19 protein-coding genes are annotated in these 19562 nt (G+C 61.3%); 8 read left to right on the top strand and 11 right to left on the bottom strand.

The genetic code is table 11. The annotated features are described in order from the left end of the window. Positions 1 to 110 precede the first annotated feature (110 nt). The 8 genes from NXC24_RS20840 to msuE all read left to right on the top strand — a co-directional run bounded on the left by NXC24_RS20840 (position 111) and on the right by msuE (position 9623). A complete protein-coding gene (locus tag NXC24_RS20840) occupies positions 111 to 1763 on the top strand; it encodes an ABC transporter substrate-binding protein (RefSeq protein WP_104825372.1) in 1653 nt (550 codons plus the stop codon). A 38-nt stretch (positions 1764 to 1801) separates the two neighbouring features. Continuing rightward, entirely contained in the window at positions 1802 to 2812 is a 1011-nt protein-coding gene (locus NXC24_RS20835; RefSeq protein WP_104825371.1) for an ABC transporter permease, read from the top strand. Further along, positions 2809 to 3657: an ABC transporter permease gene (locus NXC24_RS20830; RefSeq protein WP_104825370.1), complete on the top strand. Its 849-nt coding sequence runs from the start codon at positions 2809 to 2811 to the stop codon at positions 3655 to 3657. Before NXC24_RS20835 ends, NXC24_RS20830 begins: the two co-directional genes overlap by 4 nt. Next, complete coding sequence (locus NXC24_RS20825; RefSeq protein WP_104825369.1) at positions 3636 to 5363, top strand: ABC transporter ATP-binding protein; 1728 nt, start codon at positions 3636 to 3638, stop codon at positions 5361 to 5363. The genes NXC24_RS20830 and NXC24_RS20825 overlap by 22 nt, the downstream gene beginning before the upstream one ends. After that, entirely contained in the window at positions 5360 to 6448 is a 1089-nt protein-coding gene (locus tag NXC24_RS20820) for an LLM class flavin-dependent oxidoreductase (RefSeq protein ID WP_104825368.1), read from the top strand. The genes NXC24_RS20825 and NXC24_RS20820 overlap by 4 nt, the downstream gene beginning before the upstream one ends. Before the next feature lie 152 nt (positions 6449 to 6600). Further along, entirely contained in the window at positions 6601 to 7704 is a 1104-nt protein-coding gene (locus tag NXC24_RS20815) for an LLM class flavin-dependent oxidoreductase (protein ID WP_104825367.1), read from the top strand. A 113-nt stretch (positions 7705 to 7817) separates the two neighbouring features. After that, on the top strand, positions 7818 to 8999 hold the full coding sequence (locus NXC24_RS20810; protein ID WP_104825366.1) for an acyl-CoA dehydrogenase family protein: 1182 nt from the start codon (positions 7818 to 7820) through the stop codon (positions 8997 to 8999). A 63-nt stretch (positions 9000 to 9062) separates the two neighbouring features. Beyond that, on the top strand, positions 9063 to 9623 hold the full coding sequence (gene msuE, locus NXC24_RS20805; protein WP_104825365.1) for an FMN reductase: 561 nt from the start codon (positions 9063 to 9065) through the stop codon (positions 9621 to 9623). Between the two features lie 66 nt (positions 9624 to 9689). On the opposite strand, the gene NXC24_RS20800 is transcribed toward msuE, so the two are convergent. The 11 genes from NXC24_RS20800 to NXC24_RS20755 form a co-directional block, all read right to left on the bottom strand. Continuing rightward, positions 9690 to 10565 (bottom strand): hypothetical protein, encoded by an 876-nt coding sequence (locus NXC24_RS20800; protein WP_245464023.1) that lies wholly within the window; start codon positions 10563 to 10565, stop codon positions 9690 to 9692. Between the two features lie 21 nt (positions 10566 to 10586). Then, positions 10587 to 10775, bottom strand: coding sequence for a hypothetical protein (locus tag NXC24_RS20795; protein WP_104825364.1), 189 nt, complete (start codon positions 10773 to 10775; stop codon positions 10587 to 10589). A 15-nt stretch (positions 10776 to 10790) separates the two neighbouring features. Beyond that, a complete protein-coding gene (locus NXC24_RS20790) occupies positions 10791 to 10988 on the bottom strand; it encodes a hypothetical protein (protein ID WP_104825363.1) in 198 nt (65 codons plus the stop codon). Between the two features lie 218 nt (positions 10989 to 11206). Further along, positions 11207 to 12514, bottom strand: coding sequence for an alkyl/aryl-sulfatase (locus NXC24_RS20785; protein WP_104825534.1), 1308 nt, complete (start codon positions 12512 to 12514; stop codon positions 11207 to 11209). 123 nt (positions 12515 to 12637) lie between these two features. Continuing rightward, positions 12638 to 13702, bottom strand: a complete 1065-nt coding sequence (locus NXC24_RS20780) for an amino acid ABC transporter permease (RefSeq protein ID WP_104825362.1) — start codon at positions 13700 to 13702, stop codon at positions 12638 to 12640. Beyond that, a complete protein-coding gene (locus NXC24_RS20775; RefSeq protein WP_245464022.1) occupies positions 13699 to 14898 on the bottom strand; it encodes an ABC transporter permease subunit in 1200 nt (399 codons plus the stop codon). Before NXC24_RS20775 ends, NXC24_RS20780 begins: the two co-directional genes overlap by 4 nt. Positions 14899 to 14905: 7 nt before the next feature. Then, positions 14906 to 15913, bottom strand: coding sequence for an amino acid ABC transporter substrate-binding protein (locus tag NXC24_RS20770; RefSeq protein WP_245464024.1), 1008 nt, complete (start codon positions 15911 to 15913; stop codon positions 14906 to 14908). Between the two features lie 281 nt (positions 15914 to 16194). Next, entirely contained in the window at positions 16195 to 16326 is a 132-nt protein-coding gene (locus NXC24_RS36200; protein ID WP_281060680.1) for a hypothetical protein, read from the bottom strand. A gap of 40 nt (positions 16327 to 16366) precedes the next feature. Further along, positions 16367 to 17467 carry a 2-oxoglutarate and iron-dependent oxygenase domain-containing protein gene (locus NXC24_RS20765; RefSeq protein WP_104825360.1) on the bottom strand — a complete coding sequence of 367 codons (1101 nt, stop codon included), beginning with the start codon at positions 17465 to 17467 and terminating at the stop codon, positions 16367 to 16369. A gap of 116 nt (positions 17468 to 17583) precedes the next feature. Continuing rightward, a complete protein-coding gene (gene groL, locus NXC24_RS20760) occupies positions 17584 to 19212 on the bottom strand; it encodes a chaperonin GroEL (RefSeq protein WP_104825359.1) in 1629 nt (542 codons plus the stop codon). A gap of 25 nt (positions 19213 to 19237) precedes the next feature. Beyond that, positions 19238 to 19525, bottom strand: coding sequence for a co-chaperone GroES (locus NXC24_RS20755; protein WP_104825358.1), 288 nt, complete (start codon positions 19523 to 19525; stop codon positions 19238 to 19240). Positions 19526 to 19562 lie beyond the last annotated feature (37 nt).

Raw genomic sequence — 19562 nt, 5'->3', positions numbered from 1 at the left:
ACGGGAAAATAATCCATAATTTTAGTAGAAAAAGAACAACTGGTCTTTCTCCCTTAAGCCGCCCTGTTAGGCTATCGCCATGATCTTCTCGTAAAAACCAGGGACCTTTCATGGCCGAACGCTCTACCTTGCTCTCCCTTTCCAGGCGCCGTCTGCTGATTACGACATCCGCGGCAGCGGCCGCCGTTCTGCTCGCAACGAAAGGGCTCACTCCGGCTGAGGCCGCCGATAGCCCACGCGAGGGCGGCGACATCACCTTCCTGATCGACTCGCTCGGCGACACATGGATTCCGAATAACAGCGCGATCTCCAGCTTCCAGGGCCACATCTGGGGCCATGTAACCGACAAGCTCCTCTACGTCGATGCCGAGGGTAAGGTCAGTCCCTGGCTCGCCGAGCGCTGGGAGCAGAACAATGAAGCGACCGAGTTCACGCTTCATCTGAAAAACGGCGTAACGTTCTCCGATGGCTCACCGCTCGATGCGGCGGCGGTCGTCGCCAATCTCGACATCTGGTACGCCGGACGCAAAAGCGAAGGCATCAACCCGATCGGTCTCTTCCCCAAAACCTACGACCACGCCGAGGCGGTCGACCCGACCACGGTCAAAGTCTACTTCAAGAAACCGACGCTAGGCTTTATTCCGACGCTCGGCTATCACGGCTCGATCCTGATTTCCCCGAAAACCATTGCGCAGCCCGCTGCACAGCAGGCCGACCTGAGCAAGACTTCCGGCAGCGGCCCTTACGTGGTCGACTCCTGGAAGGAGGGCGATTTCGTCAAGCTCACCAAGCGCAAGGATTACAACTGGGGGCCTGCGGCGGTTGGTCATACTGGTCCGGCCTATCTGGACACCATCACCTACAAGCTGGTGTCAGAGCCGTCGCTGCGCGTTGCCGCCGTTCAATCCGGACAGGCCGATGTCGCCTACAACGCCTCTCCGCAGGAGCTGGAGTCTCTCAAGGCAGACGGCTTCACCATCGCGACGCCCCGCTATCTCGGTTTCGTCAACGGCTGGGCAATTAATACCAAACTCGCGCCATACGATGACGTGAAGGTGCGCCAGGCCCTCCAGGCCGGCATCAATCGCCAGGAAATCATCGACACCGTCTACACACCGGACTGGAAGCTCGCGACATCCTTCATCCAGAGCAATGTGCCGGGAGCGACAGACCAAAGCGCCCTGCTGGCCTACAATCCCGACAAGGCCGAGAAGCTTCTCGACGAGGCGGGCTGGATCAAAGGCGCAGACGGCATCCGCGCGAAGGACGGCAAGCAGCTGTCGCTGACGCTTAATTCCAATCCCTACCTCGCAACCTCGAAATCGATCGACGAACTGATCGCCCAGCAACTCGGCAAGATCGGCTGGAAAGTCGAGATCCGCGCCTATGACGTCGTAACATATGGCCAGAAGGTGAAGTACGGCGGTGCGGCGGTGCCTGCCTACGAGGTGACGCGCAGCTTCATCGACGCCGGCACTGTTGCCAGCATCCTGACGAACGCCAACAACGGCGAAAACTGGTTCGCCCTCGACGAAAGCGACAAGACCCTCAACGATCTCCGCGACAAGATCGCCAGCGCCGGCTCCATCGAAAGTCGCAAACCGCTCCTCGACGACCTGCAGAAATATGTCCTCGACCAGGGCTACTTCATCCCGCGTACGCAGATCGTCCAGCGGATCTACGCGCAGTCTCCCAAGCTGACAGGCGTGGTCTACAACGGTGTCGCCTATGCCAGCTACTACACCGCGACGAAGAGCGAATAATCCGCAGTTCGACCGAACAACGCGAGAAGGTGACCGGCATGAGCAAAGCCTACCTGAACTACGCCGCAAAACGCCTCGTGCAGGCGATCGTCGTGATCCTGCTGGCTTATGTCTTCACGTTCGTCGTCGTCAGCATCCTGCCCGGCGATCCGATCACCAACGTGCTGAACAACCCGCAGAATGGGTTCACGCAGGAGGAGATCAAGGAGATCATCGCCGCCCAGGGCCTGGATAAGCCGATCCCCGTCCAGCTGTGGACAGCCTTTTCCGGCTTCGTGACCGGCGATCTCGGTCTGTCGATGCGGACCAACCGCCCCGTGACAACCCTGATCGCCGAAGTGCTTCCCTCGACGCTGGTCCTTGCTTCTGCAGGCCTCGCCGTCGCACTTCTGCTGGCGGCGGTGATCGCCTATGGCACGCAGTTTCTGTCAAAAGGGTATGGCCAGGGCCTGCTGCGAGGCTTCCCGTCACTGTTCCTGTCGGTGCCGAACTTCGTGATCGGCCTGGTGCTGATCCACCTTTTCGGCTTCCAGCTCGGCGTCTTTCGCGTAATCGAGCCGGACAGTTTCTGGGCGACCCTTTTTGCGGCCATCGCTCTCGGCATCCCGATCTCCGCGCAAATCGCCGAAGTGCTGATCGCCAACCTCGACCATGAGTCGAGGCAGGAATATGCCGCCGTCGCGCGGGGCCGCGGCCTCGGGCAGTTGCACCTGTTCGTCAAGCATCTGCTGAAGCCGTCTTCGCTCCCGGTCGTTACCGTCGTCGCGTTGACGATCGGCGAGCTGCTCGGAGGCTCGCTGATCACCGAGACGGTCTTTGGCCGCACCGGTCTCGGCAGTTTGGTGCAGCGGTCGGTCAGCACGCAGGACCTACCCGTCCTTCAGGCGGTCGTCTCGCTGGCGGCCGTGGTCTTCGTCGTCATCAACCTGCTCGCCGATCTTACCTACCCGCTGCTGGACCCCCGCGTAAAACTCCTCGGCGCAGCCGAGCGTCGTCCAACCACGGCCGACGAAGGCTCCGTCGACATCTCCAACGTGGTGACGTCATGACCCTCGCCTCCCTCTCCTCTCCCGCGCGCGTCACCGCGATCGGCCGGCTGTCGGCGCTACGCGTGCCCCCGGTCGTCGCTCTCTCTTTTGCCGTCGTCACGCTCGCGATTGCCTGGTCGCTCGCCCCCAGCCTGTTTACGAGCTATAGCCCGGTCAACGGCGTACCAGCCCAGAAGCTCTTGGGCCCGAGTGCGGCGCACTGGTTCGGCACCGATCACCTGGGTCGCGATCTCTACGCGCGCGTCGTCTATGGCACGGCCTCCTCGGTGGCGAGCGCACTGATTGCCGTGATCATAGGCGTTGTCGCCGGTGGTCTCGTCGGCCTGCTGGCCGGCTTCTTCGGCGGTTGGGTGGACACCGCCTTCGCCCGTCTGGTCGATGTGTTGCTTGCGATCCCCAAATTCCTGCTTGCCGTGATCGTCGTCACCGCGATCGGTTTCGACACCACCAACGCCGCCATCGCGACGGGCGTGTCGGCTGTGGCCCTTTTCGCCCGAGTGATGCGCGCCGAGGTCATCAAAACGCGGCAGGCGACCTTCGTCGAATCTTCCTTTCTATTGGGCGGGTCACGCTGGCACATCCTATGGCGCCACGTCCTGCCGAACGCATCACGCTCGGTATTGCCGCTTGCCGTGCTGCAGTTCGGCGACTCGATCCTGGTGATCGCCAGCCTTGCCTTTCTCGGATACGGCGACCCGCCGCCGGCCTCCGACTGGGGCCTGCTGATCTCGATCGGCAAGGACTACCTCAAATGGCCATGGCTGGTTTACGCACCTGCCTTCGTCACGATCGCGACCGTCCTCTCTGTGAACAGGATCAGCCGATGGCTCCGCAAGATAGACTGACCGCCACTTTCACCCGTGCCGAGACCACCGCGCCACCGCACGGATCAGTCCCTCTCCTGCGGGTCGACGACCTCTCCGTATCCTACGGGCCGCACCAGGTCGTCGCCGGCGTGGGATTCGAGCTCGGCCGCGGCAAGAGCCTCGCCCTCATCGGGGAGTCCGGCTCGGGTAAGTCGACCATCGCCCGCGCGGTCCTGCGGCTGCTCCCCGACGGCGGGCACGCCACAGGCCGCGTCGAGTTCGATGGTCAGGAGGTGCTGGGGCTCTCCGGGTCTCGTTTCCGGCCGCTCAGAGGACGAGCAATCGGCTTCGTCCCGCAGGACCCCGGCAACTCGCTCAACCCCGTGCGGACGATCGGTGTCCAGGCGATGGAGGCGGCGGCACTCATCGACGAGCCCAACAAGGCGGTCCGCAAGGCGCTCATCCTTGAAACCTTCGCCCAGGTAGGGCTCGATAATCCTCAACGCGTCTACGACTCCTATCCGCATCAATTGTCCGGCGGCATGCTGCAGCGCGTGCTGATCGGCCTTGCGGTCCTCCCACGCCCATTGCTGCTGGTGGCGGACGAGCCCACCTCCGCGCTCGACGTCACGATCCAGAAGCGAATTCTCGACCTGCTCTCACGATCGCAGCACGAGCTGGATATCAGCCTGCTCCTCATCACCCACGATCTGGCGATTGCCGCCGAGCGGGCAGACACGCTGGTGGTGCTCAAGGACGGCACCGTCCAGGAGGCCGGTCGCACCGCGACTGTTTTCTCCTCGCCGAGCTCGGCCTACGCGAAGAAGCTGCATGCCGACGTTCCGGCCCTCAATCCCGACCGTTATGCCGGACTGCGCAACCCGGGCTTCCGTTTGCTGAGGAGCGAGGCCGGCAAGACGCCGAAGATCGAGGTCAGCGGCGTCACCAAGAGCTTCGCGGTCGACGGCAAGATACTGACTGCCGTCAACGACGTGTCGTTCTCCGTTCAGGCCGGCACCACGCATGCGCTGGTCGGTGAATCGGGGTCTGGCAAGACGACGACGATCCGGCTGCTGCTCGGGCTCGACGAACCCGACACGGGAACCATCTCGGTCGCCGGCGAAGAGCTCACCGGTCGCTCGCACCAGTCGCTGCGTGCAGTGTGGCGGCATCTTCAGCTCGTCTATCAGAACCCGTTCACTTCCCTCGACCCGACCTGGAAAGTCGAGCAGCTGGTGCGCGAGCCTCTCGACCGGTTCAAGATCGGAACGCCCAAGGAGCGGGCCGAGCAAGTCCGCGAGGCGCTCGCCAATGTCGGGCTTGGCGAACACCTGCTCAGCCGCAAGCCAGGGGCCCTGTCCGGCGGCCAGCGGCAGCGCGTGGCAATCGCCCGGTCGCTGGTCCTCAAGCCCGACGTGATCGTGCTGGACGAACCCACCTCCGCTCTCGATGTCAGCGTGCAGGCCGACATCGTCGAAGTGCTGCTCTCTCTCCAGGCCAGGCTCGGCCTGACCTATGTGTTCGTATCTCATGACCTGGCGCTTGTCCGTCAGCTGGCGCACACGGTCTCGGTGATGCAGCGGGGCAGCATTGTCGAACATGGAACCGTCATCGATATCTTCGACAATCCGCAACATCCCTATACGGCATCGCTGCTGGAATCGATCCCGTCCGGCATCGCCGGTCCCGCCCACGTACCACAGCTAAAACCCCGACACATTCTCCGTGGGGAGCGTATCGCATGACCATCGCTGTGCCCACCGGCGCCCTCCCCGCATCGTTCCGCCCGAAGCAGCGGCTGGGTTTCAACACCAGGGTGTCGTTCAACGACGAGGCCGGCCCGGCTCAGGGCTTACGGGACGGGATCGCGCTGTTCAAGCACGCCGAACAGCTGGGCTACCAGTCGGGCTGGGCCTATCAGCGCCACTTCGATCACTACCTGTCTTCACCGCTTCCATTCTTCGCCGCCGCCGGCCAGCATACAAGGCGTATCACGCTCGGATCGGCAGTTATCCCGATGCGCTACCAGGATCCGATCCTGCTTGCCGAGGCCGCCGGTACGACGGACTTGCTGATCGACGGCCGGCTGGAGCTCGCCATCTCGACCGGTGCCAACGGAGCATTCGATGCCGTGTTCGGCCCCGTCGACACCGACGCGCGCACGGAAGCCAAACGCCGCCAGACGCGCTTCCTCTCCGCGATCGCAGGCGACGTCCTGCACACTGTCGTCGAGCCGGGCCAGGGCGCGCCGCAAGGTGCCGAGTTGCGCGTGACGCCGCATAGTCCGACGCTCCGGGCCCGCATCCGGCAAGGCTCGGCCAGCCTGAGCTCGGCGGTTCAGGCGGCCGAACTCGGTATCGGACTGATCTCGGGAACCGTGCTGCATGACCAGGCGGAAGGCGAGACGTTCGGGCAGTATCAGGCCCGCATCATCGAGGCCTTCCGCACCACCTGGCGCAAAACTTGGGCCACGGAGCCGCCGCCCGTAGCCGTCGCGGCCTCCATCCTTGTCGGCACCACTGCCGAGCTTCGGGAAAAATACGCCGCCTATGACCTCGAGCGTCGCACGAAAGGAATTGCGGCGTCTCGGCCCAAAGGCGCGCTCCAGCCTGCCAACCAGCCGGCCGGCATCCAGATTTCGCCTGTCTTCCAAGGCACGCCCGACCAGGTGATCGAGACGGTATTCAATGATCCAGGGCTCGCCGCCGCGGACGAGATCGTGCTCTTTCTGCCGCCGGCCTTCGGGCTTGCCGAAAACGTGCGGCTGTTGACCGATCTGGCCGAGACGGTGGCTCCAGCGCTCGGCTGGTCACCTACCTTCGGACAATGAGCCATCGAGGCCGAAGAGAAGCCCCCGTCCCATCTGATCGGCCGTCACGCCAATATTTTCTACTTTTTCTATAGAAAAAGAAAGACCTGTCTTCCTCTTCCCTCCACTGCGACTTAACCTCGTCCCATCGTCGGAAACCTCAAGGAGCGCACATGGTCGCGGAATTCATCAGTGTCAGCTTTCCCAATGCGTCGAACGACCTGGACCCCATTCCCGACGCGCCGCTGGATCCTCGATTCCTTCAGCGTTACGCCCGAACTCTCGACGACTACGGCTTCAACTATACGCTGATTCCATACTCTTCCTCGTCCTTCGACCCCTTCACGATCGGCGCCACGGTTCTCGCACATACGGAGAGCATCAAGATCATCGTCGCTCTGCGACCGAACACCGTCTATCCGACGGTCGCAGCCAAATCGCTGGCAACGCTCGATCAGCTGAGCGGTGGCCGCGTCGTCGTCCACTTCATTGCTGGCGGCAGCGACGAAGAGCAGGCGCGTGAAGGCGACTTCCTCAACAAGGAAGAGCGCTATGAGCGGCAGGAAGAATATATCCGCATCCTGCGGCTTGCCTGGACGTCGAAGGAGCCTTTTGATTTCGACGGCAAGCATTATCAGTTCAAACAATTTCGCAGCGCGGTGCGGCCGACCAATGGGCTCATTCCGATTTCGCTCGGCGGCTCATCGGACGCCGCCTATCGCATCGGCGGTTCGCTCTGCGACATATTTGGGCTCTGGGGCGAGCCGCTTGCGGAAACAAAGCAGCAGATCGAACGGATCTACGCCGAAGCGGCAAAGGCCGGCCGGAAGGATCGCCCGCGCATCTGGGTCACCTTCCGTCCGATCGTCGCCGAAACCGACGAGTTGGCATGGGCAAAAGCCCATAGGGTGCTGGATCGGCTGAACGAAAACCGTCAGCAAGGCTTGGCGCGAGCACCCGTCAACGCTGCGCGGCCGGCCAATGTCGGTTCGCAAAGGCTTCTGGACATTGCCGCCCGCGGCGACGTGCACGACCGCGCTTTGTGGTACCCAACGGTCACCGCCACCAATGCCAGCGGCGCGACCACCGCACTCGTGGGTTCACCGCGCACGATCGCAGATTCCATCCTCGACTACATCGATCTCGGCGCCGATCTGATCTCGATCCGCGGCTATGACAACTATAACGATGCGGTCGACTACGGGCGCTACATCCTTCCGCTCGTGCGCGAAGGCATTCGCGAACGGGAAGATGCGAAGAAGAAAGCCGCTGCGTGACATGCGCGGTCTGGTTCCCTCGCCGGACCGCGCAAACGCCTCCCAAGCTTAGCCGGAGCCAACCGCTCTCTCCTAAGGGTGACGTCCCTCGACAGACAGAAAGTCCGAGCCGCATGTCCGATGATCCAATGGTGCCAGACGCTACCGTGCGCGTTCTCGCAGAGGCCGCCCCGGATGCGGATCAAACCGGTCAGTTTCCCTGGACCGGCATTCGAGCCGTGCACGAGAGCGGGCTGCTTGAAAGCACCGTTGCCGCTCGTTATGGCGGCCAGGGCGCCACGCTGAGCGATGCCGCCCACATCCTGGCCGCCCTGGGACGAGGTGATCCTTCGGTGGCGCTGATCAGCGCCATGACGATCTTTACCCATCTCGGCCAGGCGGCGAAAAATCATTGGCCGGACGATCTCTACCGGCGGCTGCTGGGCGAAGCGAAGCAACGGCCGTTGTTGCTGAATGCCGCCCGCGTCGAGCCGGAGTTGGGTTCGCCAGCGCGTGGCGGCCTGCCTGCGACGCTCGCCCGCCGCACGGCGAACGCCTGGTTGATCACGGGCCGCAAGCGCTTCGTAACAGGGGCGTGCGGCCTTACCCATTTCCTCGTCTGGGCGCATACGGACGAAGTGCCCGCGCGGGTCGGAACCTTCGTGGTGCCGAACGGACTGCCCGGCATTCAGGTGATCGAGAACTGGAAAAGTCTCGGCATGCGCGCTTCAGGGTCGCATGATGTCGAATATACCGACGTCGAGATTCCGGCGCAGAACGCGCTGGACCTCGTTGATCCCTCAGTGGCCCAGCAGGACAACCGGGCGCATGCGGCGATGACCTTGGCCTTGACCGCAATCTATCTCGGCGCCGCCGAGGCCGCACAGGCGGCCTTCATCCGCTTCGCCCATGAACGTGTGCCGGCCAATCTCGGTCATCCCATCGCTCGCACGGAGCGCTTCGTGGCGCTTTCGGGTGAAATCGACCTGCTCGTCTCCGGCGCCCGCCAGATCATCTTTGGCGCGCTCGAAAGCAACCACGGCGATTCGGAAAGACTGATCAGGGCGAGGCTGCTCGCCGGCCGGCAAATCCGCGACGCTGTGCAGATCGCGGTCCGCGGCATCGGCAATCCCGGCCTCAACGCCGAGGTGGGCCTTGAGCGGCATTTCCGGGATATCCAGTCCGTGCTCGTTCATGCTCCGCAGGAAGATACATCCATCTCCATCCTCGGCCGCTCTGCCTTCGACCGATGGCGCCGGGCCGCAGCCGTTCAATTGGAAACCTCGACGAGCGCGCCCGTTCTGAAGACGGCCTGAAGGAAGCAATCGAACGTTGCCGCCTCCCTGACGCCCCCCGAATACGCTTTGAAAGGAACTGAAATGAGCAACAATCTGATCGTCGGCTTCTCGGGCAATATCTCGCGGCCCTCAAGCACCAGGCGTTTCGTGGAAAGCGTGACGGAAGCGCTGGGAAGGCAGGCCGGCCTGCAGCACGTGGTTTTCGACGTCGAGGACCTCGGATCATCTCTGGCGGCGGCAAGATCGGTGACCGATCTCGATCCCGCCGCACGAGAGGTGATCCGAACGATTGTCGAGGCCGAGGCGCTTGTCATTGGATCGCCGACCTACAAAGGAAGCTATACGGGTTTGTTCAAGCATGTCTTCGACTTGCTCGACCCGTCGGACTTGCGCGGGAAGCCTATCCTTCTGACAGCGACTGGCGGCGGCGACCGGCACTCCCTGGTTGTCGAACACCAACTCCGCCCCCTGTTCGCATTTTTCGAAGCCTTTGTGCTGCCGACGGCGATCTACACATCGGGCCGCGATTTTACCGATGGCAAGCCATCAGCGGCCATCCAGACCCGCGTGAATCAAGCTCTCGCCGAGGCTTCGGTTCTTGTGAAGGCCCGCTCGGACGCCGCCGCGATCGCTGCGGAATAGGCTTCATCGTCTATTATGAGATCGACGGCCGATGCCTATCTTTCAGCGGGGATAAAGTAAGCGTCGTCATTCGTCGCGGTTCCAGCCTTTGCTTTCAGCGGTCTTGGCGACAAGAGCTGCATAGTCCGCGCTTATCTCTTCCAGCTTTTTCACCAATCCGGAATCAGCCCCGCCGAGCAGGCTTATATAGTCTTCGCCTTGTTTGGACTTCTCCCAATCATTGCCGACAAATCGTGCCACTGCCTTGCCGGAGGCGGAGACTTCTGGCTTCGGGGCGCCAAACGAGGCCGTGGTTCGCTTCAGGCCGTCAAGGAAGGCAGCGTCGTCGAGACCGCTGTAGGGTTTCCCGTCGGAATTGGTGACATTGAGAAAGATTTGTTCATCTCCGAATGCCGTATAGCCGCCGCCCAAACCCTTTTTCGTCGCATCAGCCGTCTCAAAGAATTTTTGCGCGACCGCTGCGTTGAGACTGTCCTTGGGAAATCGAACGACAACAAAGCCGGTCTTCCCCCGCGTGTCGTCAAGACGGGAGACGAGCACGCTATATTGTCGGAAAATATAGCCAAGGGAACCTGCAAGGCGATCGGCCGTGACATCCTCGAGCTCTCCCTCGGTCTGAAGCGACGCATTGGTTTTCAGGAGATATCCGCCGGGCGTCACTTCCGTTTCCAGCGTTGCAGGGTCGATGCCGTTGGCCGATATGATTTTCGGCACGATCTCTTTCAGCACCTCCGCTGAAAAGGCCACCCGATCATCATAGCTGGCCTGGGCAAGCCGCGGCAGGTGGAAGCCTGCAGATGGCGTCGCCTCGTAGGATAGAAGCACCTTCTGGCCTGCTACAGCCACATTCTGGAATGCGAGCGGAATGGCGGCAGCTAAAATTAGCGCCCTCACTATGGTTCGCAATGAGGAAGCTTTTTTGGCGAAAAATCCGCGTTGCATCCATTATCCTCCTGGTTGGCGTCATAAATGCCGGTAACGGCCCGAACAGAGTTCGTTGGAGAGCTCCGCGCATCGCGCGCGAAGTTCGCTGTCGGTGCCGTCGTCGAAATGATCGTCCAGGAGCAGGAGACGGTATTCGCGAACCAGCAGCCTCGTTTCGAGATCGTCGCGCAGCGCAGAGAGACGGAAGAAGTGACGCAGCCTGCCCATGCCATCCCCCTTCGTTTATGCAGCGCAAGGAATGCTGCCGCCAGGCGCCGACATCAATTTATGAATGGCCCGCAAAACGTCCGAGGGGGAGGCAAAGCGCTGACCGTCAAGATCATGCACATGAAATTTGACGGCGATGAATTTCAGCGAGCCGTTGTCTGGAATGACGATGCCGACGGGAATACCGGCATATTCGATCACCTGTCTGGTCATTGAGGTCACCCTTCCTCGCCCCTCTTGAGCGCTCCGCCGCCGCTATAATCTACTAATTTAATAGACTATAAGGCGCAGAGGTTTGGATGACTATTCCCATCGATGCCAAATAAACTCTCGGCCAAAGAAAATAATTCCAATCCGCAACATGAAGCGCCGTATCCGATACCCTGCTCGCATGATCAGCCTCGGCGTTACGGGGTTCCTGACAACAGGCATTAGCCTTTCAAAAGGAATTGGGCGGACGTGAGAAAATAGTTCCGGGCGGTCGCGTTTACCTGACGCTCTCCCAACTCCGTCAGAGCCCTGGCCTTCAAGACTTTGGCGTCAACGTTGTCTGTATCGACCACCAATACATGGTCGGCCAGTTCGGCAGCCCATTGAAATTCATGCGCCTCGATCGCTTCCCGTACCCGGGCCAGCATTTCGTCAGCGCCGCCGGCCAGATCGAGCATCTTTCTCGCACGCTCGGCCGGCGGCAGCGGGAAGATGTTGGTGGCATTGCCGTCGAACCAGCCCACATAGTCGGCGTAGATACCGCGCACCGTCCAGGCAACGCTGCCATAATATTCCTGCAGGTAGGGGCTTTCGGCCAATTCCGGCGAGAGTTTCACCTCTTGAACCAGCTCGTCCGGCCTCATTCCTCGCCTGATGCCTGCCAATGTCTGGTCGAGAACGGTCTTGATGCCATCCCGATATTGGGTGAGAGCCTGACGGACGCTGTCTTTGCCAAGGATCGGGCGCATGTGCCCCTGCACGAGGTATTGGGCGTTCAGAAGGATCATCTTTTCGAGGCTGGCGATCCACTTTTCGGGCGAACGCAACCGCAGCCCCCTGAGGGGCGAGAGGTTCGGATAGGATTTGTAAAAGTCGTCACCGGGCAAGAGCACGCCTTTGCGGGGAATCCAGACAGCGATATTCTCGGCGGACTCGCCGGGCGTGTGAATGAGTTGCATTTCAACGCCTGCGATGTTGATTGTTTCCTCTTCGCCGTTGAACGTCCGGTTTGGAGGAAGGAAACCCTCGCGCGTGTGCCGCGTCACCCGGCCATATTCGAGCTGAGTGCCGGCATTGATGAACAGCTCATCGGGCAGCGTTGTGCCAAAGGCATCGCCGCCATCGCGCTGGCCCCTTCCGAATTCCGCAGCGGAATCGACAAGGATCTGGTGGCTATGGATCTCGGGGCCGTCATTGCCGGCAAAAACACCGGCGCCGCCGGAGTGGTCGGGATGATTGTGCGTGTAAACGATCGCGCGAACCGGCCGCACCATCCGATCGCCGAATGCCTCGACGATCGCCGCGGCATCGATCGGATTGGCGGCCGTATCGACAATGATCGATCCGCCCTCGCCCTGGATCAGCGTCACATTGCTCGCCGAGTAACCGATCGCCACGAACACCCCGTCGGTGACTTCGATGACGTCCTTTCGGAACTCCGCCGAGCTGGCGCGAAGCTGCTCGCGCCCTGCAAATTCGTCGTGAGCCGCGTCCGGCGTTGAAATTCCTGCAGACGAAATGAATGCCATATCCTGACCCCGCATCGCGATTCGATGACCGTTGCGTGTTATATCCGACTGCGCAGAGCTATGCCCGCTGCGGATTGCATCGGCTCCCACCTTCCGCCCATGCCCCATTCGGTTTGCTCAAAATCACGTTCTGGCCTGCAGTTTCGCCTCCAGCCAGATGCTGTAGCGCGAGGCACCGAAGCTGATCGCGAAATAGACGCAGGCGGCAAAGACAAAGGCCTCGCTGTGGAAGCCGAGCCAGTTCGGATCCGTTGCGGCGGTCTTTGCGGCGTTCAGCAGATCGGAGATGCCGATGACGGTAAGCAGCGACGTATTCAGCAGGATGCCGATGGCCAGATTGACCATGGCCGGGATCACGATCCGCAACGCCTGAGGCAGGACGACAAGCTGCACTGTGCGCCAGTAACCAAGTCCGAGGGAATAGGCGGCCTCGGTCTGGCCGGCCGGTATCGATTGAAGGCCGGCACGAATGACCTCGGCCAGATAAGCCGAGACAAACAGCGTAATTCCGATCTGTGCTCGCAGCAGCTTGTCGGTCAGGGCATCCGCCGGCAGCGCCATGGGAACGATCAGCATTGCGACGTAAAGAACGGCAATCAGGGGAACCCCACGCAGGCATTCGATGAACAGCACCGCGATTGTGCGCAGGATCCTCATCTCGGATCGGCGGGCCAGCGCCAGCAGCAGGGCGATGGGAAATGCTGTCGCCAGCCCGATCAGTGAGACCAGCAAAGTGATCGGAAGCCCGCCCCATTGGTTGGTCGGAACTTTCGGCGGCAACAGTGTCCCGGCCATCAGCAACCAGCAGAGCGGTATTGCCGCAAGCCAGAGCAGCAGCAGCCATTTTCTCCAGGACTGCGGCCTGGCGGAGACGAACAGCAGGATTGTGATCCCCAGGATGACGAGGGCCGGCCGCCATTGCAGGGCGGGTGGATAGAAACCAAAGATGATGAAGCGAAATTTCGCACCTATGAAGGCCCAGCATGCGCCCGCGCCATCGACGCCGCAATCCGGCGCCAGGCCCGTCCACACCGCATCGTTGACGGCCCAGCGCCATAGAGGCATGAACATCCATACGGCGACGGCAAGGCAGGCAAGCGTCAGCAAACCGTTCAGCCTGCTGTCGAAAAGTCCGGCGGCCAGGTTTCGTCGACGAAATCTCGGAAGGACGATCTGCAGTTCGCTCATCGCCGCCTTTCCTCCCTCAGCATGATGCGGCGATTATAGAGGTTCATCAGCACAGAAACCGCGAGATTGAGCGTCAGATAGGCGGCAGCGATGATCGTGATCGCCTCCAGCGTCTGACCGGTCGTGTTGGCGGTGGTATTGGCGACGCTTACGAGATCGGGAAAGCCGATGGCGACGGCGAGACTCGAATTCTTGGTCAGATCGAGATAATTCGATGTCATCAGCGGCGTGATGACCCGAAGCGCTTGCGGCAGTACGATAAGCCGCATGATGTGCCCAGGCCGCAGTCCGAGCGCACGGGCTGCTTCCCACTGGCCGTTTCCGACCGACTGAATGCCGCTTCTCACGATCTCGGCGATGGTGGCCGCCGCATTGAAGACAAGCCCCGTCAACAGCCCTGCAAACTCCGGCGTCAGCGACAGCCCGCCGCTGATATTGAAGCCGCCGCGCGCAGGCAGTTCGGCGGATACCGAAACGCCTGTCGCCCAGCAAACGGCAACGAACATCGCAACGGAAAGCACAAGGATACGGGTCGCATAGAAACGCTGGCCGAAGAACCGCCGCCGCGTGGCGATGATCGTAACCCCGGCTGCCGCAGCAGCCAACGGCAACCAGATGAACACGGAAGGTCCGTCGAAAATCAACCGAGGAATGAAAATGCCGCGATTGGAAAGAAAAAACCCACCGGAAAATTCGATTGCCCGCCGTGGCGCCGGCAGGCTGTGGAAGATCGCGCTCCACAGAAAGAGCTGAAGCAGCAGCGGCGTGTTCCGGAATATTTCGACATAGGCACGCGCGACCGAGGCCAGCACAAGATTGCCGGACAGCCGTGCGATACCGAGCATCACGCCGCAAACCGTTGCGATGACGCAGCCGAAGAAGGCCACGTTGATCGTGTTCAGCAGTCCTGCCAGCAGCGCGCGAGCATAGGTATCGGAAGAGGAATAAGCGATGAGGCTTTCGCCGATTTCGAAATTCGCCCGCTGAGACAGGAAGCCAAAGCCGAGCTTCAGCCCAAGCCTTTGCATGGTTTCGACGACGTTATTGCCGAGATACCAGCAAACGGCGAGGACGACGAAGAGGAACGCCGCCTGAAGAAAGGGCGAAGGACCGAGCCATTGGCGGGCGGAGGCCCAAGAACCGGGCTTGGAAAAGCCCGGTTCGTATCTCTTCCGTGATGCGATACGCAGCAGCACGAGAGGCTCAACGGAACGGCGGCGAATAGATCAGACCGCCCTTGGTCCACAGCTGGTTCAAGCCGCGGTCGAAGTTGAGCGGCGTACCCTTGCCGACATTGCGCTCGAAGATCTCTCCGTAATTGCCCACTGCCTTGATGATGTTGTAGGCAAACTTGGGATCGAGGCCGATGGCTTCGCCAAGCGAGGTGTCGACGCCGAGAAACCGCTTGATGGCCGGGTCTTCGCTCTTCAGGAAGGTATCGACGTTCTCCTTGGTGATCCCGAACTCCTCAGCCTGAATGGTGGCATAGATCGTCCAGTTGACGATTTCGAGCCACTGATCGTCGCCGGCCCGCACCGCCGGCGCCAGCGGTTCCTTGGAAAGCCGTTCCGGCAGGAGGATATAGTCGTCCGGTTTCTTGAGCTGTGTGCGCCTTGCGGCCAGATCGGTCGAGTCCTGCGTCAACGCGTCGACGCGGCCGGTATCGAGCGCCTTGGTAAACTCGCTCGTCTCCTCAATCGTGATCGGCGTAAACTTCTTGCCCGTCTTGCGGAAGAAGTCGGCGATGTTGAGTTCACCGGTCGTGCCGCTCTGGACGCCGATCGTCGCCCCATCGAGCTCCTCACCCTTGGTGACGCCGAGATCCTTGCGAACGAGCAGACCCTGCCCATCATAGAAGACGACCGGACCGAAGTGGAAGCCGAGCTTGAAGGCCCGGGTGATGGTTTCGGTCACCCCGGAAAGCAGAATATCGAATTCACCGGCCTGCAGTGCCGGCAAGCGCTGCTGCGGCGAGGAATTGGTGAATTCGACCTTGTCGGCATCATTGAAAACGGTGACGGCGAGCGCCCGGCCGAAATCGACGAAAAAGCCCTGCCAGCGACCGTTGCTGTCCGGCGTGAAGAAACCTGGCGTCGTTCCGACGCCAACCTTGATTACGCCGCGCTCCTTGATCTTGTCGAGCGTCTGGCCGGCTTCGGCTGCGACCGGCAAGAACGCGGCAGCGGCCATCATTGCCGCTCCCGCGGCCATCCGCAGTTGCCGCTGAATAAGCGAAATTGCTTGCATGAAATACTCCTAGAGTTTCGTCCCCAATTGCAGGCGCATCGAGCTTGGGAGGATCAGAAAGCTGCCTGCATCAACGATCTTAAATAGATACATTCTATAAAATAGATAGATTATTGCAGTGTCCCACCTATTTATAAAACGCAATGCTCATTTTTGAGGCTGATGAGGTTTCTTTTGAAAGCGGTGAGATGCCATCGAGAAAGCAAGAGGAATTGTCGCCGGAATTGCCTTGGCACTGCACATTCTCAATTGATTTGCGCCTGCAGCGGCACTTCGTCATGCGTTGCGATATTGCGGCCGAAGGGATTGATGAAAAGAAGAGCCGTCATCGCGCATATCAGCGCGAAGACGACGAGAAGAGATCTTTGCTGCTTCATGGCGGCCCCAGAGTTGATAACGGCGACACGCGGATTCCCGTCAGGCCGAGGCTCCCTCTTTGACCTGCTCTTCGAGCAGGTCGGCATGATGTTCGCGCGCCACGTCGGGATGCGAGCGCAGGCGCGATTTCAGGACGTTGCGGCCGACTTCGCGAAAGAGCGGGTTGAGTGGGTCCTGCGTGACACCGCGCACTTCTGCTGCGAGCGCCTGCGGCAGATCGAGAACCGGGATGGTGGCCGCGAGATTGGCGCCGAGGAAAAAAGGGATGGAGAGGCGATCGCCTCCCGCCGGCGGCGTAACCACCCGATGGATGTTCGCCTTCAGATAGCCGTTGGAGGCAAGCTCCAGCAATTCCCCGACATTGACGACGAATGTGCCGCGGATCGGAGGCACTTCGATCCAGCCGCCGTCGCCATCATCCACCTGCAGGCCGCCAACCACGTCCTGCAGGAGGATGGTGACGAAACCGCCATCCTTGTGGGCGCCGACACCCTGGTCGCTTTCGGTCTGGTCACGGCCGGGATAGCGCACAACCTTGAGCAGCTGGTTCGGGCCGTTGCTGTAGATCGGCGCGAAGACATCCGGTTTCTGGCCGAGCGCTTCAGAGAAGGCTTGCAAAACCTTCAAACCGACGTCGGTGACGTCATCGATCCATTTGAGCACGGCCGGCCGCAATCCCGGAAGCGCCGAAGGAAACTGGTTTGGTCCGATCAGCCGTTGCCACGGCGGATCCTTCGGGGCGACCTGCAGCCTTTCTCGCTCCGGACCGAAATCGACCTGTTCGCGCCAATCCTGCTTGCCGCGTGTATATTCGAAACCGGCGCGATTGTAGCCGCGGAAATGCGGCGACCTGCGCATCTCGATCTCCAACTTCTGCGCGTCGGGCAAAGAGAAGAAGCGGCGCGCGAGCACGGCCAGGTCGTCTATCTCCTGCTGCGGGATGCCATGCCCGGTCAGATAGAAAAAGCCGAGAGTGCGGCTGACCGCGCGAAGCTCCGCCAGCGCCTGCTGCCGCTCGGGGTAAGCAGGCGCAAAGCGCCTCAGGTCGAGGATCGGAAGCGTCTTTGGGGAGGCAGGCAAGGCTTTATCCTTCTTGAGCGGCTCGAGGATCGAGCGCGGGAAAACTGTGGGGCCAGACATGCGGCGCTGCGATCAGCTGCGGCCTGAAGCCCGTTCAGGGTCATGCCGATATGTCCGGCGACCTCGGTGCAATCGCCGGCGGAGATCTCCGCCGGCGACGTGTCAGCCGACAGGGCTCAGTAGTCGAAACCGCCGCCCGGTGCGGCCGGAAGCGCCGGCTTGTCCTTGGGCAGCTCGGCGATGAGCGCCTCGGTCGTTACAAGAAGACCGGCGACGGAGGCGGCGTCCTGAAGCGCGGTGCGCACCACCTTGGCGGGATCGACGATGCCCTCCTCGAGGAGATCGACATACTTCTCCGACTGGGCGTTGAAGCCAAAGGTCGGTGAGCTGTTCTCCAGCACCTTGCCGACGACGATCGAGCCTTCGACGCCGGCGTTTTCGGCGATCTGGCGGATCGGCGCCTCAAGCGCCTTCAGCAGAATATGAATGCCGGCCTGGATATCGGGATTGTCGTTCTTCAGGGCTTCGACCTTGGTCTTCGCCCGAAGAAGCGCCACGCCGCCGCCCGGTACGATGCCTTCTTCGATCGCCGCACGCGTCGCATTCAGCGCGTCGTCGACACGATCCTTCTTCTCCTTGACCTCGATCTCGGTAGAGCCGCCAACCCGGATGACGGCAACGCCGCCGGCGAGCTTGGCAACCCGTTCCTGCAGCTTCTCGCGATCGTAGTCGGACGAGGTTTCCTCGATCTGCGTCTTGATCTGTTGAACGCGGGCATCGATTTCGCCCTTCACGCCGGCACCGTCGACGACCGTCGTGCTTTCCTTGTCGATGCGGATCTTCTTGGCGCGGCCGAGCTGATTGAGCGTGACGTTCTCGAGCTTGATGCCGAGATCTTCAGAGATCACTTCGCCGCCGGTCACGATGGCAAGATCCTCAAGGAGCGCCTTGCGGCGGTCGCCGAAGCCGGGCGCCTTGACGGCGGCAATCTTCAGGCCGCCGCGCAGCTTGTTGACAACAAGCGTCGCCAGCGCCTCGCCTTCGACGTCCTCGGCAATGATCAGCAGCGGCTTGCCGGTCTGCACGACGGCCTCGAGCAACGGCAGGAGTGGCTGGAGCGAGCCAAGTTTCTTCTCGTGAATGAGGATGTAGGCATCCTCATATTCGACGATCAGCTTGTCGGCATTGGTGACGAAATATGGGCTGAGATAGCCCCGGTCGAACTGCAGACCTTCGACAATGTCCAGTTCCGTCTCGAAGCTCTTGGCTTCCTCAACGGTGATGACGCCTTCATTGCCGACCCTCTGGACAGCCTCGGCGATGATCTTGCCGATTTCGTCTTCGCCGTTCGCCGAGATCGTGCCAACCTGCGCGACCTCATCGGAAGACGCGACCTTGCGGGCACGTTCCTTGATGCTGCGGATGGCTTCCGCGGTGGCAATGTCGATACCACGCTTCAGGTCCTGCGGGTTCAGTCCTGCTGCGACCGCTTTCGCGCCCTCACGAACGATGGCCTGGGCGAGCACGGTCGCCGTGGTCGTGCCGTCACCGGCAAGATCGTTGGTCTTGGAGGCGACTTCCCGCAACAGCTGCGCCCCGAGGTTTTCGAACTTGTCCTCGAGTTCGATCTCCTTTGCTACCGATACGCCGTCCTTGGTGATCCGAGGCGCACCGAACGACTTTTCGATGACGACGTTGCGGCCCTTCGGGCCGAGCGTCACCTTGACGGCATCGGCGAGGATATCGACCCCGCGCAGCAGCCGCTGGCGCGCATCAGTTGAGAATTTGATTTCCTTGGCAGCCATGAACTATTTCCTTTCCGGGGATTCGTTACGCGAGAACGCCGAGAATATCGGCCTCCTTGAGGATCAGCAGATCCTCGCCGTCGATTTTGATTTCGGTGCCGGACCACTTGCCGAACAGCACGCGGTCGCCGGCCTTGACATCGAGAGACGCCAGCTTTCCGGCCTCGTCGCGCACGCCCGGACCGACGGCGACGACAGCCCCCTCCTGCGGCTTCTCCTTTGCCGTATCGGGAATGATGATACCGCCCCGTGATTTTTCCTCGCTGTCGACGCGCCGTATTACGACGCGGTCATGCAATGGGCGAAATGCCATTTGCGTTTCCTTCCTGAATTCAAATCCAAACTCGCTC

The organism is Rhizobium sp. NXC24, from assembly GCF_002944315.1.
Classification (GTDB): Bacteria; Pseudomonadota; Alphaproteobacteria; order Rhizobiales; family Rhizobiaceae; genus Rhizobium.
Note: the sequence above shows the minus strand (reverse complement) of the source record. Positions and strands in the feature narration are given on the sequence as shown.